A 15,621-nucleotide genomic window follows, 5' to 3' on the forward strand; every position below is an offset into this window, starting at 1 on the left:
TTCTTCATCTGTTCTCTTCAATTTATTCAGAAAACTGCTCCAGGCATTTCTTAAGGTCCTCATCACTGATTTCATTCGGCTTCCAGCCTATCTTTGCACCATCATCCGTATACCTTGGAAGCAGGTGTATATGGAAATGAAACACGGTCTGCCCTGCCGGGCTTCCATTATTCTGAATGATATTAAATCCGTCGCACTTAAGGACCTCAGTCATTCTCTCGGCCATTTTCTTTGCCAGCACAAATGCCTTTGTCAGGACCTCATCCTCGATTTCATAGATGTCCGAAAAATGCTCTTTCGGCAGTATCAGTGCATGCCCCCATGTTGCAGGTCCCCTGTCCAGAATCACTCTGAATTCCCCATCCTCATAAATTGTTGCGGATGGTATTTCCCCATTTGCAATCTTGCAGAAAATGCAGTTGCTGTCCTTCATAATTGACTCTCCTCCTAATGTTCTATATATACTAAAAAGGTGAACTATGTGCTCCCGAACTATTCAGTACGTGGTTTCACACATGGCTGCTTTTTCCTTTTCCTGCTGTCAGTAATTATCGGAAAACACAAAAATCTGATCAAGCATTCTGAGATCTTTAAAATTTCCTTTTGCAGTCAACTCCCCTGCCATAAAAGCTCTCTGGAAAGTCATCCTCCCCGCCACGATATTGTCCATGGCTTCCGAATTCAGTTTCACTTCCACGTCCGCCCCTTCGCGCGTTCCATAGCTGCACTTCAGTTCTTTTCCATCTATTTCAACGATAAGGTTCTTTTTCTTATTATTCAGTACAAATACATAGGAAGCCCTGAAATCCTCCGACGGAACAAAATGATTTTCAAAATCCCTTATATATTCCGCCTCAGAATCAAGATCTTTTTTGCCGAGCATTCCTTTAAACATCATTTCCAGTTCTTCAATATCTTCCTTCTGCCTTTTCACATACCGGTCATCCGAAACATATTTTGAAAGCTGTTCACTCTCCTGAGGCGTCAGATTGATACCCTTCGTCCTATGGATATTCTGCTTCACTGCGAGATTGCTTGTAGGAAGATTTCTATTTTTCTGTGAAATGTCCCTGTAGAACATCTCGGCCTTTTTCTCTATGATCTGTCCATAATCCTTGTTCATTTCGAATTCCAGCAGGTTTTCCACATATCCGCACAATCCGCTGGCTGGAAGTCCTCCGAGGATTTCCCATGCGTTGGTCAGTGTCAGACTGGCTTCCCTTTCTCCATAGGTGGTCGCCATGACCACCGGCTGCATATAGATTCTGCTTATCTCTTCCTTGTCGCCGTACAGCCAGCATGCGTCCAGGAACTGCTGCATATATCCGCCTATTCCCATCCACTCTACCGTTGCGGCAAGTATAATTCCGTCTGCACCCTTTAACGTCTGTGGAAGTGTTGCTATCACATTTTTCTGCTCCTGCAGATTAAAGCGCTCTACGCTTACATGCAGCTCTTCAAATACCTGCTGCATCTTTCCTATGACATAAAGCGAAGGGTCGTCCATCAGCCCCCGTCCCCCATAATAAATATTAATCTTCATAACAAATTCCTCTCTGTCTTCTAGTCTTTATTTTCCGTATCCCTGGCTTCCGCTTTGGGTCCCTTATAGAGGATAAATGCGACTGCTCCGCCTGCGATAAGACCTCCGATATGGGCCCAGTTGTCTATTACCGAACTGGATAAGCCGTAGTAAAGGCTGAAGAAAATCAGAAGACCAACCCTTCTTGCTGTCAGATCTTCGAGTCTTCCCTTGTTTACAATAAGCACATAAAGCATCGCACCAATGATGCCAAAAATGGCGCCTGATGCCCCTGCCGATACCACCAGCTCGTCTCTTCCGCTGTTGAACAGGAAGGACAGAACCCCCCCGCCAATCCCGCTGATGAAATATACCGCCATGTATCTGAGTTTTCCGACTGCCCTTTCAAGGTTATCCCCTACAAAGAACAGTATGAGCATATTATTTGTCAGATGCCCTATTCCGAAATGCATGAACATGGAGGTAATGAACCTGTAGTATTCATGCTTGTCAAGGACGTAGGGCGCAAACATGGCGCCTTTTTCCACCATATATGCCGCGTCCGTTGTGGAGCCGCCTATTTCCAGGACCATAAATGCAATGATGTTGATCAGTACGATCAGTGTGTTGATGACTGCCTTCTTATGGAAAAGGGTTGCAATCGCAGCCTTTGTCTTTGCTTTATCAACTGCAGCAGGCTCCGTCAGGACATTCTTAACAGCTTCCTTCACGGCCTCTTTCGCTGCTTCTGTTCCATCCTTATTTTCAGCCATGTTCCTGGCTTTCAGGGCTGCTCTTTGCACCGCTTCCTCGATATCCTTCTTCTCTGTCTCATCAGCCGCTTTTTTACGAGCCGCCTGCGTTTCTTCCTCGATGACATCGTTCACCAGTCCGCTCAAGCCATGGAAATCAATGGGCTGGTCTTCATAGATCAGCAGCTGCACTGCATTTACATCGATAATCCAGCGCGGACATCCATACTGGCTCATCATGCCGGCATCATGCACGTCCCATGCAAGAATCAGACTCAGCATTTCTATCTGTTCATACCCTTTCTTCACAAACAGATTGCGGATCTGGTTGATCAGGTTCTGGTACTGGTTTCCGCTGAAGTGAAATCCGAAATGATAATCTACCACCGGAATTATCCTTACACCGCCATCACTGGATTTGTAATAAATTCCGATCTCGGGAATATTTGATGTGATTCGGTTGTAACCTTCTGCTCTAAGCTTCGCGTCTAGTTTTTTCAGCATTCCTTCTTTTTCTCCTCTTCACGCTGCTGTATAAGCATAAGCGTCTTCAAGCTTTTTGATATAAAAACCTTATCACTTCAAGCATGCTATGTCAACCTGTGAAAAGCTATTTGAATGCTGTGAAAACAGAATTTACCGACTGGTTTTCTTATCTGAAACAAAAAGGAATACGCCCTATGCATACCTCATCACCAATATTCAGTTCCCTGGTCTCATTTGCCTCCAGCCTTGTGCCATTGAGAAAAGTTCCATTGGTAGAATTTAGGTCTTTTACATAATATTGGTTTCCGTCCCGTGAAAATTCAGCATGCATTCTGCTGACACCTTCGCCTCTGATGACCCAGTCCGATGCATCCGGCATTTTTCCCAGTATAAACGGGAACTTCTGGACGGGTACTTCTACGCCAAATTCCTTATCCAGCCCAACCAGCTTCCTCTGCTGCATATTCGGCCTGTATGCAAGCAGCATGGTGTCTCCATATCTTTCGGATACGTCGCTGAAGCCCGAATCGGCAAGTTTTTTTTCATCTTCTGTGTGCTGATATTTTACGGTGTTCTGACAGTTTCCTGCATCCTGATACTTTCCTGGGTCCGGATGCTTTCCTGGGTCCGGATGCTTTCCTGGGTCCGGATGCTTTCCTGGGTCCGCCTGTTTTCCCGTATCCGGTCTGCATTGGGGTTCCAGGCTGTTGCTGATCAGCATCCCATCCCGTCTTTCGCCCCTTTTCTCTTCCCCAAGATCTATCACCAGATCCTCATATTCCTTTTCCGCTTTCTTCAGCTCTCTTCCCCTGCAGGCGGCAAACACGGCGACGGCGCCGACTACGAGCAGTGCCGCTCCGGCTTTGACCGGACTGATTTCCACAAAAAAATCCGTTCTGAACATGGCCACATAGCCAGCCGCCGCAATTGCAGCAGCGCCTGCTGCAATCTTCACCGGTCTCCAAACAGATTTCTGCGGCGGCCTTTCTCCAGCTACCGGCAGCGTTTTCCTCAGACCGTAATCCTCCTCCCCTGCCGTATCCGTCATATCCTCCGGTTCGGGCCGGTCAGCTTCCTCCCGAACTGCTTCCTGATCTTTTCCCATTTTTGTAATTATTTCTCCCATTATGGCGTCCAGGCTGTAGTTCTCTCCCTTTGTCTTCATATAAAGCTCATAACCAATCATTACCCCGTCCCTGTCGCCGTGGTCAAGCCTTTCAAGAATATATTCCGTCAGCTTATGGAAAGAGGCTGAGACTTCATTTCCCGAATAGGGGAGATAACAGAAATACAGCTCTCCCGTCCCTATGTTCATATAAATATATTCAGGATCAAGAATCAGGCTGTTGGCATCGAGCAGATACTCGCTGGCGCTTTCCAGGCCTTTTTTGATGCCCATTATCAGCTTGCCGATGTCCTCAAGGCCAATCATCCTTTTCTCATAAATCCTGGCTATCGGCTGCTTTGAAGTAATCTCAAAATACAGCTTTATCTTCCCGTCGAGAATTCTGGTGTTGCATTTTAACAGTCCCCCTATTGCATTTACGGTTATCATCCTGATCTGATAATCGCTCGCGGATATTTCACCATCTATTTCCATGATCAGGTAATTGTTATTCAAGTCCCTCTTAAATTCGATTTCCGGCATATGTTCTCCCCTGCCTTCCCATAATTTATTCATCAGCCAATTTCATTATTTTCCTGCAATCTCTTATAAATGCTGTCGGCTCCCTGATTTCAACCCTTTTTTCAGCCCTGATACGGGGCATCTCCTTCTCACTCAGAATACCTGTTATCATGCCTGTCGGAATATGGAATTCGCCGTCACAGACCACCTTTACGGCGCCTTCTTCCACTCGGGCCGTCACCTTAACGTTTCTTGCAGCCAGAAGCCTGTGCTCCATAAATTCCACCGCCATATTCCTGGCTCCGGCAGCCATAAGGTCTTTATCGCCCTCACCCGCCTGGCTCCCCCGCAGGGCTGCCTTATATGCAATTCCGTTCAGCACGGTCCTGTCATGCAGATAGAAAGCAGAATAGATCACGATTGCAACGGCCGCAATGACAACCGGCATGATCATGGCCGCTTCTACGGTACAGCTTCCTTTCATACCTGCGGTTCCTGTCTTCATATCAATCACCTCCCCTGGAAAAACATGGTTCCCAAAAACGCCAGGAACAGGAACGGGATGAAGGGCACTTCCTTTTTCCGCCCTGCCCGTCTGACAGCCAGAAGAAAAATCGAATAAGCTGCCGCCAGAAACAGCCCTCCTGCAAGAAGTTCGACGTTCCGGGCAAACCCCAGATACAGGCCTGCTACGGCAAGCACAAGCCCATCACCCAGTCCTACCGCTCCTCCGGTTGCCAGGCTTATTCCGATCATGACTGCTCCGATTCCTATTCCACCCAGAATTCCGGGAAGGCTGCTTCCGCCATACAGGACAAGACCTGCGATGCCTGTAATTCCAAATACAGCCAGTACCGCCAGAAACACCCTCCTGGTTTTGATGTCTGTTGCCGTGCAGATTGCAAGGAAGCTTCCCACACATATATGGTTGAAAAGCGTTTTATCCATTCCTTTACCTCCTTTTCCCCTCTATCCTCCACATCTCGAACATGGTCTCCTGCCGCCCACCTCTGAAATCGGAATGGCGATTATCCCCCTTTTCAGCCCGCTACAATCAAGCGAAAGGTGGTAACAGTCCCCCTGATCCGTAATGTATACCATCCCGGGGATGCGGACTTTCTTTTTGCAGATTTCGCAGCTCAGGTACCTGCTTCCGTCGGCATTTCTCATATCTGCGATTCCGGACTCAGGGACCTGCCTTATGGAAAGCTTCAGATGGGTGCAGGCGGGATTCCGATGATATACGGTTCCCGTCCTTGTTATATAAACGATTTCTTCCCTGCTTCCGGCATTTCCTGATCCGCCTTCGTATCCAGTCCATGCCCTTACCCTTGCCCGCTGTACAACAGGAATTCCGGGAACCCCGAAGGAAAAGAAAGGCAGCCTGATCTCATACTCTGCGATCAGGTCTATCTCGTCGCTTTCCCCCATAAACACAGAGCGTGCCAGACTGATTCCGCTGCTTCCTCCCACTATACAGGAACTGTTCAGATAATCCTTTCCCAGCTCCGATACGATCCTGTTTTTCACATAGATGTCTCCCATGACCGATGCGGCAATTCCTCCTGCCTTCCCCTGTTCAGTTCCAAGTCCTGCCGCATGTTCTACCGCATATCCGTACTCCGCCATTTCCCGCCCTGTCTGACAGAGCACCGAACCGATGTCTGTCTGGAGCCTCATGATTTCCATGAAGTACATGATTGTGAACATGGCAAACAGGAAGAGAGGAAGGGCGCAGGCAGCCTCGACAGTCAGGCTTCCCCTGCAGCTCTGTTTTGCCTCTCCTCCGCCCGTGAACGGGGTGAATAGCGATGTCCTTACTTTCTTGTTCCCGATATATCCATTCATTGGGGTAAATGGGATAAGATGTGTCCGGAGAGAGTCCTGCATATTCTTTTTGTATGGTTGATAGTTTCTATTCCTTAATACTTTTTTTGCTATTTTTTCCTTTACGGGTCCTTTATGTAAGGACATCGCTACTCACCCCCTCGCCTCTGATTTCCTCAATAAGAATAGCTTTTTTCAATGCTGAAATAATATCCGTCTTCAAGATACTGCTGGCTTTTCATGAACGGAAAGGAAAAAAACAGGCTTTCCGCCTTCCAAGTCATGGATACGGCTGCTCCGGCAATGCAGTTCTCCATCCGCAGCCCCTCCGCTCCTTCTTCCATCTGGAGTTCCTTTTCTATAATATCCAGGCATCTCATGGGCTTTTCGTCTCCCGATCCGGCATAGAGCAGCACCCTGAGATAATCCTCATAGCCAGGTGCGGAACTGTCTCCGTTTCCCTGCCTGTCGAGATGCTTCTGAAGCTGCGGAAGATTTTCCAGGCTGAGCTGCCAGTCCTTTGCAGTCTTAATGAACGGAAGTCGTCCGCCTGACAGCAGATACCTGACATCGATTATGCTCTCCCCATATGCCCATGCCAGCAGGATCGACATCTGTACCGCCTTGATGAGAGGAGGCATACCGGTATATCCTGCAAGGGCAGCCGCCATTGCATATGCCTCGCTGCATTTCGCGCTGTCACCCATCAGATAAAGGAAGTTTGCCCCTTCCCTCATCAGAAGGAGCCTCTGGGTAGTTCCCTCCAGGTTCCTGATGTCGCTGTCCTTTCCCATCAGTACATATTCAGCCTCATAATCCAGCACACCCCCCGCGGGTGTATCCAGGGCTGATGGAAATTTTTCCAGAATATATTCATCGAACAGGAGCTCTGTTATTTTCTGGCTGGTTTCATTGTCTTCTTCAAGGGGGATTTCCTCTTTCTGGAACTTCCTCCTGGAAGGTGCATCTGTAAGGGTTATTTTTTTGTTCGATACCTGTTCCGGATGTTTCAGCACCAGGTTGAGGATGCTCGTTTTCTTCAGCTCTTCGATTGCAGCCGAAGGGTCTTCTGTCTCCCCGGCGCTTTTGTCAGGCAGGCTTTCGGCTTCTTTCTCAAGGGTTTTCCTGTCCTGCCTGTTCTCCCTGCTTTTTTCCGTGAATGTCTGTCCTCCGCTGTCGGTGCCGCCGGTGATCCGAAGCATGTCAAAAAGCCATGTCAGCTTATCTATTCCGGTCCTGTCCTTCATATATGCGACTGCCTGCTCCCTGAAAACCGCTCCCCCGTAATCGGTAGCCCGCATAATTCCGGAAACAGCCACCTTTTCAGGCCGCGCCCTCCACAAATCGGCATTCTCCTGATGAATCTCTCCTTTTTCCGGCATATAGTTATATTCCATATAGCTTCTTAAACGCGTCCCCATATTCTCCCGGACAAGAGCACTCCCCCCGCAGGCACCATCCACAAAGAAAAGATCATATTTTTCAAGCAGCCCTCTGTCGTATTCTGCAAAGATCGAATCCAGCCCCATGTCTGTTATGTTCTCTATCTGGATTTTGACCGCCTGTATTCTTGCCGCTTCAGCCGCAGTCAGTATCAGCGACAGAACCAGAACCATGATCAGGGATAAAAAAATCGTTATCTGCCCGCAGAATCCGGCCTTTTCTGAATTTCCCCTTACAGTATGCATGTTTCCACCCCTTCTAGATGCTGTTGCTCTGGCTGATGATCTTGCTGAAAAGACTGTTTACAAGCGTTGTCAGCTGTTTTTTGAAAATAACAACCAGGCCGATCAGCACCACCAGGATCAGAATTACCTCTACCACTCCTATTGCGTCCTCTTCTTTTAAAAATGCCTTTATCTGGTTCATGTTTTCCACCTCCTTTCCCTATATGCTGAATGACATCAGGGAGGGAAAGACCACTATGATGAGTACGATGACCAGCATCAGGAACATCGGAATAAGCAGTTTGGTTCCCGCCTCTTCCCCGATCCGCTTTGCCTGGTTTTTCCTCTCATCAAAAGCATCGTCTGCCTCTGCACCCAGCATCTCTGCCAGTCCCCTCGATCCCTTTTTCATATTCTGTATGAGAAGGGTGCTTAGCTTCAGATACCTGTGGATTTTACACCTTTTCCCGAAATTGTCATATGCCCTGCTCTCCGGGATTCCTCCCTGGATTTCATAATAGGTCACGAGCATCTCCTCGTATGCATAGCGGAAGGCCACTGGGTCGTTCACTGCTTTCTCCCGGTAGTCCGTTGCAACTTTCTGCCATGCCGCCTTGATCGTCATTCCCGCCCCCAGAAGAAGGGTCAGTTTGCTGACAATATCCGGGTAGTCTATCATCATCTGCCTCTTCCGTTTTTCCGTCCTGCCGTGCAGTTCCCTGTCCCTTGCTGCAAATATGGCGGCTCCCGCAAGTACTCCCGCAAACATGATAAATGGACTGTGGTTCTCCACTTTTTCCTTCCAGGTTATCTTCCTGCTGTCAATCTCCTCCGGAAGCTTCAACGTCGTTTCCGTGCTGCTGTTTTCCTTCTCCACCCTCAGTTCCCTGTTTATCTTCCACAGCAGTTCTTCTGTTTCGCTTTTGAATCCCGGAAATATCTTCACATATGTCGAATATTCTCTTTCCTGGTCTTCGCATTTCAGCAGGGCAGTAAGCTTCACCAGGGTCCCCTCTTCTTCTGCTTTCTCTTCCACGATATGGCCATCGGCAGCTACCAGGCTGCAGTTGTCCGTTTCCCAGGATATGGTGACGGGCCTTCCGGGAATTGCGGATATAAAATTCAGACTATTCCTTACCTCCTCCTTCGACGAGTTTTCTCCAAGCACGAGCTCATCCACTTCCCCCTCTGCATGCTCCAGTTCCTGCTCCGCTTCCTCTTTTGTATACCGCCTCTCATCCAGCGCAATGCTCAAAGGCGCTTCCGCCATTTTCCCCTCTACGCTCACGTAATAATCCTTTTCCACGGTTCCCCCGCCATACTCATTCCTTTCCATGATGCCTTCCATGCCAGGATATGCCAGGCATGCTGCTCCTGCCAGGAGTGCAAGCAGATTGCTGGCAAACAGGACGGTCAGAACGATGGCTGCTTTCGATCTGTAGTAGCCTTCCAGCCGGGCATTTCCTCTTCCGGCAGGATCCAGCAGCCTGAGGTCTTCTGCCACCTGTTCATTGAAAATCACCTCCTTCAGTTTCCTGGATGCCCGGCTCCGTTCCATGGCCGCCGGCATTCTGTCCATCATCCATGCCGCCAGCCTGTCGAAGGCTGCCGATACCCCTTTCTGATCAGTGCTGTATTTCCGGACTCCGGTTCCTGTGTAGACGAATCCGGCAGTGAACAGAAACAGGATTACAAGATTTATGAACAATGGCCTCCCCCTTTCTCTCTAAACTTCGATTCCCGTTATTTTACCCGCTATGAAAACAGAGCATATGTAGATGACGAGGCATATGGTCATGACGACAGCCCCCGTAACGTTTCCATAGAGAATTTCCATGAACTCCGGATTGCTCATCTTCATATAGAAAATTATGAAAAACGGGATATAGCTCATAATCTTCTGTTCGAACTGCTTTTCCATCATCGTCGTCACTATTTCCCTCTGTACCTCTGCCTTCTGGCTGATTCTGGAAGCGGTTGACCTGATGATCATGATCAGATCGCCTCCGCTGCGCTTTGCAGTGGCAAATACCTCCGCAAAGCTTTTTATGTCTTCCAGCCCGCTCCGCTCTGCAAGATCCAGCAGCAGCTTTTCCACAGTCACATTCATTTCAATCTGGCCTGCCATATACCTGAATTCCCTGGTGATTGTCCGGTCGTCTCCGTATATGAGCCTCAGGTCCGCCAGCGCCTCACGGAATGCGTTCTCGACGGAATATCCGGCCCCGAGGGCTGCCGAAAGCGCCATAATCCCCTCCCTGAATTCATAGTTGAGCTCCCTGAGCCTGACGTCCCTGAGTTCCGCCTTCTTTCTCTTCAGGAAGAACGGAACGTATGGCAGAAGAAACACCATCGCAATCAAAGAATGGTAAAATATATATCCCACAAAGGCCGCTGTTCCGATGCCCTGGATGGTGTAAACCATCAGTTCCCTTTCTGTAAGCCTGTAGTTCCTGTAGTCCACGGCTCTGCCTCCTGCCTGCTTGTCCGGTGCCGCCCTTTTACAGGGTACAAATCCCCTGATTTTTTCCTGTATTTTCTTCATTTCAATCCTCCCGGTTCTTGTCTGGCCTTTCCTGCTTACTCTGCAAAGAAAGTGCTGTTCTCTCCTGGCTCCTCCTGCTCCATGCCGGCCATTCTCAGCTTATGCCTGTGATAAAGGCTGTTCCTTTTCTCCAGAATTCCGGATATCCTTCCATCTTCGTCCTCCCCTTCCTCCCGAAAGCTGTACAGCGGCTTCGTGATGATCTCCCCATCCTCATAGCCGATGATTTCCGTGATTTCAAGGACTCTACGGCTTCTGTCCCTGAGCCTTCCCAGATGCACGATTATGTCAATTCCTGAGGCGATCTGCCTCCGGATGGCCGTCACAGGAAGTTCCATCCCCATGAGCACCATGGTCTCAAGCCGGCTCAGCATATCTCCCGGGCTGTTTGCGTGTCCCGTACTAAGTGACCCGTCATGCCCGGTGTTCAGCGACTGCAGCATATCCAGCGCCTCCCCGCCCCTGACCTCCCCAACGATAATGCGGTCCGGCCTCATACGAAGGGAAGATTTTATAAGATCCCTTATGCTTATCTCGTTTCTTCCCTCGACGTTTGCGTTCCTCACCTCCAGCCTGACCAGGTTCGCAACTCCTTTGATCTGCAGCTCGCAGGAATCTTCAATTGTTATGACGCGGCTGTCCTTTGGTATGTAATCGGAAAGGGCATTGAGGAAGGTCGTCTTGCCCGATCCTGTTCCCCCGCTTATGAATATGTTATACCCCGCCTCCACCAGCTTTCCCAGAAACGCAGCCGCTTCTTCCGAAACTGCTCCCCATCCGATGAGGTCGGCCATCTGCACCGGCCTCTCCGGAAATCTTCGGATCGTGACAATAGGTCCGTTCAGCGCTACCGGGTAAAGGACTATATTTACCCTGGAGCCGTTCTCGAGCCTTGCGTCTACTATGGGCGAGGATTCGTTTACCATCCTGTTGGATTTTGATACGATCTGCTGAATCACATCCTCGAGTTTCTGCCTTGATGAGAACCTTTTTCCCCACATGCTTATTTTTCCCTGTCTCTCAAGAAAAATGCTTTCGGTCCCGTTGACCATGATTTCCGTCACAGAAGGATCATCGACCAGCTCCTGGAGCATGTCCAGCTTCCTCAGAGAGTTGAAAAGCTCCGTCCTCAGCTCACTTTTCACTCCTAAGCTGATGCGGCTCTCCCTGCTTCGTTCCACGATAAGGGTATCTATTATCTCCAGAATCTCTGCGTCTGGTATTTCCCTCGTGAGGTCTATTCTCTCGTGTACCCGCTGCTGCAGGCTCAGGAGAATTTTCTGCCTGTCTTCTTCCATTTCTGCACCTTCCCTGTCACTGCAGTCCGTCATTCCGGACGAGCTCTCTTACATAATCGCCCAGCTCTCCCCAGGCGAGCTGCTCCAGATAGTATTCTTTCAGCCCGAAGCTGTTGTGGTAGGGAAGCTTGATCTTTTTCGTGCGGTCCAGGATTTCCCCATATCCGGACTGCCTTACGAGCTCCTCATACTGCTGCAGTTTTGCCAGGGACACCGCATCCTCCCTCACGGGCATATAGATCTGCTGACAGCCTGACAGCAGCTCAAACAGTCCCTCGGCCGTATCTCCAAAATCCACAACCACCCTTTCATAGGCACTCTTCATGCCGATCTCTTTAAACAGGACTCCCCACTCTTCCCTGGTGACGCCCCTCAGGTCTTCCGGCGAAAGTGCCGGTGGCAGGTAATCCAGATTGTTCAGCGTCTGCACCATCTCATTTACCTTCTGGACTATATTTTTATTCCCCTGCTTTACAAAATACATAAGATCAGAAAGATCATTCCGAAACTCTTTCCCAAGCAGCGCCGAAAGTCCTGAGTACTCCTCAAGGTTTACATACAACGTGGCTCTGTCCTTTGCCAGGATCTGTCCCAGGGTTATGGCGAAAGAGGTCTTCAGCGTCCTCCGGATGGGCGAATAGATTCCGACAGTCAGCGCCCTGTTTTCAGGGCTGTCAGCTTCCCTCTTCGGACCGGCGGATTCTGCATAATATCCCATGACCTCCCTGATTATATGTTCAGAAGACTGGTATTTGTAAACCGAAGGATAATCCAGAAATTCCGGCATCCCTTCTCCCTCTGACAGAATATAGGTGTTTTGTATACCCAGATTCCTGACCTCATCATTGATCGCCTGCCCGGAAATAAGCAGGACTTCGATCAGGTTCCTGTCCCTGTATGCGCACAGGCTTTCCGCACTGCTGAAGGCCTGTATCTGGAACGGAATCCGGTTGTTCGCATTCAGATATTCCATAAGGCTGAAGGCGTAGTGAGCCTCCAGGTCGCAGACTGCAAATATTCTCTTTTTCAAAAAAATCCCCCCATATAGATTAGATATCCCCCGAATATCGCCAGGGAAAAATGGATGATATTACCGGTTCCTTCCGAAGCCTGGTAATAAGGCTCAATTTCCTTTGTGCTGATGGTTTTTGTGATATATGCCGCAAGATACTGAAGGCGGCTCATGATGTTTCTATTCCTGATGATTTTTACGGCGGCCAGAACGGCCCCCAGAATAAAAGCGGCTGCTATGCAGCCAGGCATGGATTCCACCCCCGCGAATCCGCCGATTACCGAAAAAAGCTTGATATCGCCGGCTCCCAGGACCCTGAACAGAAACAGGATCCAGAGGCAGATGGCAGGAAACAAAATACCCATAACAGACTCCTCCAGCCCCTGCATACCGCCGCTGTAAAATCGCAGTCCGGCTCCCAGAATCAGCCCGGCTCCTATCAGCCAGTTCCTGATCTTCTGCCATGCAAAATCCATTATGACTGCTGCCAAAAGAATTGCCAAAAGAATACTATGTTGGAGACAATCCAAAAAAACCCTCCTTTTTTTGATTTTCTGTAGTTTCGCTATCTGACTTCACATTACTGCATACATTTCTTGATATATAGGAAATTCCGCCTGAAACGGCGATTTGAAACCTGGCGCCCCGGGAAGGGACACTGACTATATTTATATTCGCAGCCGGCTGAGCAGCTACTGTTTTCAAATTATAACGCAGGCATTTCAAGTTGTCTATAGTAGTGGATAATTTTCTGTAATTTTGTGTAATATACACAATTTATCTGCCAATACATCAAGTGCTGCAGGGCTAAAGCAACAATAAAAGGTACCAGGTACTGTTAACAAATTGTTAACAGTACCTGGTACCACTATACTGACAGGTCTCGTTCAGGCTTTGCCTTCCGTATGTCAGGCCTGCATAGACCTGCTGGGTGTTCTTCATTACGGGGGCTGAAGAATCCTGGGCGGTGATGCCCTGGAAGCCTGTCTTCAGCTTTTCCAGGACTATGAACGCACCCTTCAGCTCCTCTGGATCCTTTTTCGTCACCGCCCTGATGAGGGTACGGTTCATGTAGAGGTACAGCCTCATCAGCTCGACAGAAATCGGATATTTAAAGTCCAGGGCTTCCATAAGCTCGTTGATGAATGACTGGGCTTTGCGGACGGACTCCCTGAATCCGTTCCAGTCTCCGTTTCCATTGCATTCGACCGCTTCATCCATATATGCGTGGATGATTTCATATATGATGACGACCAGCTGGCTGCGGTTGGCCTGGCTGATGCGCAGCGTAAATTCCTGCTTTTTTTCTTTTGTCATAAAAACTGCCTTTCTTTACCCGGATAGTCACACCTAAAGAATGCCTTTCTCTAAATATTCAGAACCCGATTTCTTACTGCAACAGCTGAAGGACTGTCTGGGGCCTGTCATTGGCCTGTGCCAGCATCGAGGTGCCCGCCTGGGACAGTATGTTGAGCTGGGTATAGGTGGCCATTTCTTCCGCCATGTCGACATCTTCAATTCTTGAGAGTGCTTCCGTCATATTCTGTTCGGAAACCTCCAGGCTTGCAGAAGCATGCTCAAGACGGTTCTGGTATGCGCCAAGCTTTGCCCGCACCGCGGATACCTTCTGGATTGCTCCATCCAGGGACGTTATGGCATTTTCTGCGCCCTCTGTGCTGATATAGTTCAGTCTGCCGACCCCCAGTGTCTCCGCAGAAATTTCAGGAATTTTAATTTCCATTGTCTGCTTTTCATTGGCCCCGATCTGCAGCGTCAGGGTTCCTACGTCCATCACGTCTATGACTGCCGCTTCTCCGTTTCCGGTTTCTGCCGCGAGTCTGATTTCCATGGAAAAGCCATTCCTGTCGGTTACGGTAACTTCATTCCCCTTTGCCGATGCCGTAGCGGAACTTCCAAATCCGTCTCCAAGAGACACTTCTGCATCTTTTCCATAGTCCGTCTTATTATTCAGGGAACTGATTCCAAGGAGCCCTGAAAGTGCCGTATTTCCGCATGCGATTCCGACCCTTTTGGAAGAACCAAAGTCTTCTGAAACAAATACAAGCTTCAGGTCCGGGCTGAACGCAAATGCTGCTTCCGCTTCTGCGTATCCTCCATTGTCCTCATCTCCGGCAGCCGCAGGAACGGAAGCCGCATCTACAGAAAGCAGTTTCACTCCGGCAATCTCGCAGCCATCCCTCAGCTTTTCCCTGACACGCTCTGCGCTGTCGCCTTCTGCAATTTCAATGCTGATTCCGTTTACCGTAACCGTTCCCGCTGCCTCCGCCGAAATCAGACCCTCTCCGTCAAGGGCTCCCGCTGCTGCCGGATCCATCCCCTCCCCTGCAAGCACAGCCTTTTCAGCTTTTGCATCAACCAGAATCCCATACTTCCCAACAGCCACCTCATCTGAAAAAGTAGATACTTTGATCAGGTTGTTGTCGGTATATGCTTTCTGGTCAAGGCTTCCGTCAAGAAGGGCCGCCTTGTTGAATTCCGTATCTTTTGAAATTCTGTTGATTTCCGTTGCCAGGGCATCCGTTTCCGCCTGGATCGCCTCCCTGTCCTCTTCGCTGTTTGTTTCATTTGCAGCCTGGACCGCCAGCTCCCTCATCCTCTGCAGCATCTCTCCCACTTCCGAAAGAGCGCCTTCTGCAGTCTCCACTACGGATATGCCATCCAATGCGTTCTGGGAGGCTCTGCTGAGGCCTCTGATCTGCGTGTCCATTTTCTGGGAAATCGCCATTCCCGCTGCATCATCTGCGGCTCTGTTTATCTTCAGCCCGGAAGTCAGGCGCTCAAGCGACTTAGAAAGCCTGTTTTCTGTGACCGAGAGGCTGTTTGCGGCTATTGCCGCTGAAATGTTATGATTGATTTTCATGATT

At 49.2% G+C, this 15,621-nt stretch carries 16 protein-coding genes; all 16 read right to left on the minus strand.

Annotated features, from left to right (window positions below):
• Positions 1–22 precede the first annotated feature (22 nt).
• Positions 23–433 (minus strand): HIT family protein, encoded by a 411-nt coding sequence (locus BJR36_RS05905; RefSeq protein WP_091231496.1) that lies wholly within the window; start codon positions 431–433, stop codon positions 23–25.
• A gap of 108 nt (positions 434–541) precedes the next feature.
• Positions 542–1,543 carry an SCP2 sterol-binding domain-containing protein gene (locus BJR36_RS05910; RefSeq protein ID WP_091231498.1) on the minus strand — a complete coding sequence of 334 codons (1,002 nt, stop codon included), beginning with the start codon at positions 1,541–1,543 and terminating at the stop codon, positions 542–544.
• Positions 1,544–1,563: 20 nt separating this feature from the next.
• Positions 1,564–2,778, minus strand: coding sequence for a rhomboid family intramembrane serine protease (locus tag BJR36_RS20675; RefSeq protein ID WP_242875474.1), 1,215 nt, complete (start codon positions 2,776–2,778; stop codon positions 1,564–1,566).
• 148 nt (positions 2,779–2,926) lie between these two features.
• Positions 2,927–4,441 carry a DUF6382 domain-containing protein gene (locus BJR36_RS05920; protein ID WP_091231501.1) on the minus strand — a complete coding sequence of 505 codons (1,515 nt, stop codon included), beginning with the start codon at positions 4,439–4,441 and terminating at the stop codon, positions 2,927–2,929.
• Entirely contained in the window at positions 4,434–4,892 is a 459-nt protein-coding gene (locus tag BJR36_RS05925; protein ID WP_091231503.1) for a TadE/TadG family type IV pilus assembly protein, read from the minus strand. Before BJR36_RS05925 ends, BJR36_RS05920 begins: the two co-directional genes overlap by 8 nt.
• Before the next feature lie 5 nt (positions 4,893–4,897).
• Positions 4,898–5,335 (minus strand): A24 family peptidase, encoded by a 438-nt coding sequence (locus tag BJR36_RS05930; protein ID WP_091231507.1) that lies wholly within the window; start codon positions 5,333–5,335, stop codon positions 4,898–4,900.
• 21 nt (positions 5,336–5,356) lie between these two features.
• The gene (locus BJR36_RS05935) at positions 5,357–6,361 is read right to left on the minus strand and encodes a TadE/TadG family type IV pilus assembly protein (RefSeq protein WP_091231509.1); all 1,005 of its coding nucleotides are present in this window, start codon (positions 6,359–6,361) and stop codon (positions 5,357–5,359) included.
• Between the two features lie 29 nt (positions 6,362–6,390).
• The gene (locus tag BJR36_RS05940) at positions 6,391–7,902 is read right to left on the minus strand and encodes a DUF5702 domain-containing protein (protein WP_091231512.1); all 1,512 of its coding nucleotides are present in this window, start codon (positions 7,900–7,902) and stop codon (positions 6,391–6,393) included.
• Between the two features lie 13 nt (positions 7,903–7,915).
• Positions 7,916–8,083 carry a Flp1 family type IVb pilin gene (locus BJR36_RS05945; protein ID WP_091231514.1) on the minus strand — a complete coding sequence of 56 codons (168 nt, stop codon included), beginning with the start codon at positions 8,081–8,083 and terminating at the stop codon, positions 7,916–7,918.
• An 18-nt stretch (positions 8,084–8,101) separates the two neighbouring features.
• Positions 8,102–9,589 carry a type II secretion system F family protein gene (locus BJR36_RS05950; RefSeq protein ID WP_091231517.1) on the minus strand — a complete coding sequence of 496 codons (1,488 nt, stop codon included), beginning with the start codon at positions 9,587–9,589 and terminating at the stop codon, positions 8,102–8,104.
• A gap of 18 nt (positions 9,590–9,607) precedes the next feature.
• Positions 9,608–10,426 carry a type II secretion system F family protein gene (locus BJR36_RS05955; RefSeq protein WP_091231519.1) on the minus strand — a complete coding sequence of 273 codons (819 nt, stop codon included), beginning with the start codon at positions 10,424–10,426 and terminating at the stop codon, positions 9,608–9,610.
• A 35-nt stretch (positions 10,427–10,461) separates the two neighbouring features.
• On the minus strand, positions 10,462–11,724 hold the full coding sequence (locus BJR36_RS05960) for a TadA family conjugal transfer-associated ATPase (RefSeq protein ID WP_091231722.1): 1,263 nt from the start codon (positions 11,722–11,724) through the stop codon (positions 10,462–10,464).
• Positions 11,725–11,740: 16 nt separating this feature from the next.
• The gene (locus tag BJR36_RS05965; RefSeq protein ID WP_091231522.1) at positions 11,741–12,754 is read right to left on the minus strand and encodes a P-loop NTPase family protein; all 1,014 of its coding nucleotides are present in this window, start codon (positions 12,752–12,754) and stop codon (positions 11,741–11,743) included.
• Positions 12,751–13,266 carry an A24 family peptidase gene (locus tag BJR36_RS05970; RefSeq protein ID WP_139133517.1) on the minus strand — a complete coding sequence of 172 codons (516 nt, stop codon included), beginning with the start codon at positions 13,264–13,266 and terminating at the stop codon, positions 12,751–12,753. Before BJR36_RS05970 ends, BJR36_RS05965 begins: the two co-directional genes overlap by 4 nt.
• Before the next feature lie 319 nt (positions 13,267–13,585).
• Positions 13,586–14,053, minus strand: coding sequence for a flagellar export chaperone FliS (locus BJR36_RS05975; RefSeq protein WP_091231529.1), 468 nt, complete (start codon positions 14,051–14,053; stop codon positions 13,586–13,588).
• A gap of 73 nt (positions 14,054–14,126) precedes the next feature.
• Positions 14,127–15,617 carry a flagellin N-terminal helical domain-containing protein gene (locus BJR36_RS05980; protein WP_091231532.1) on the minus strand — a complete coding sequence of 497 codons (1,491 nt, stop codon included), beginning with the start codon at positions 15,615–15,617 and terminating at the stop codon, positions 14,127–14,129.
• Positions 15,618–15,621: the final 4 nt, after the last annotated feature.

Origin of the sequence: Anaerobium acetethylicum (assembly GCF_900096945.1) — a bacterium.
Taxonomy (GTDB): Bacteria; Bacillota; Clostridia; order Lachnospirales; family Lachnospiraceae; genus Anaerobium; species Anaerobium acetethylicum.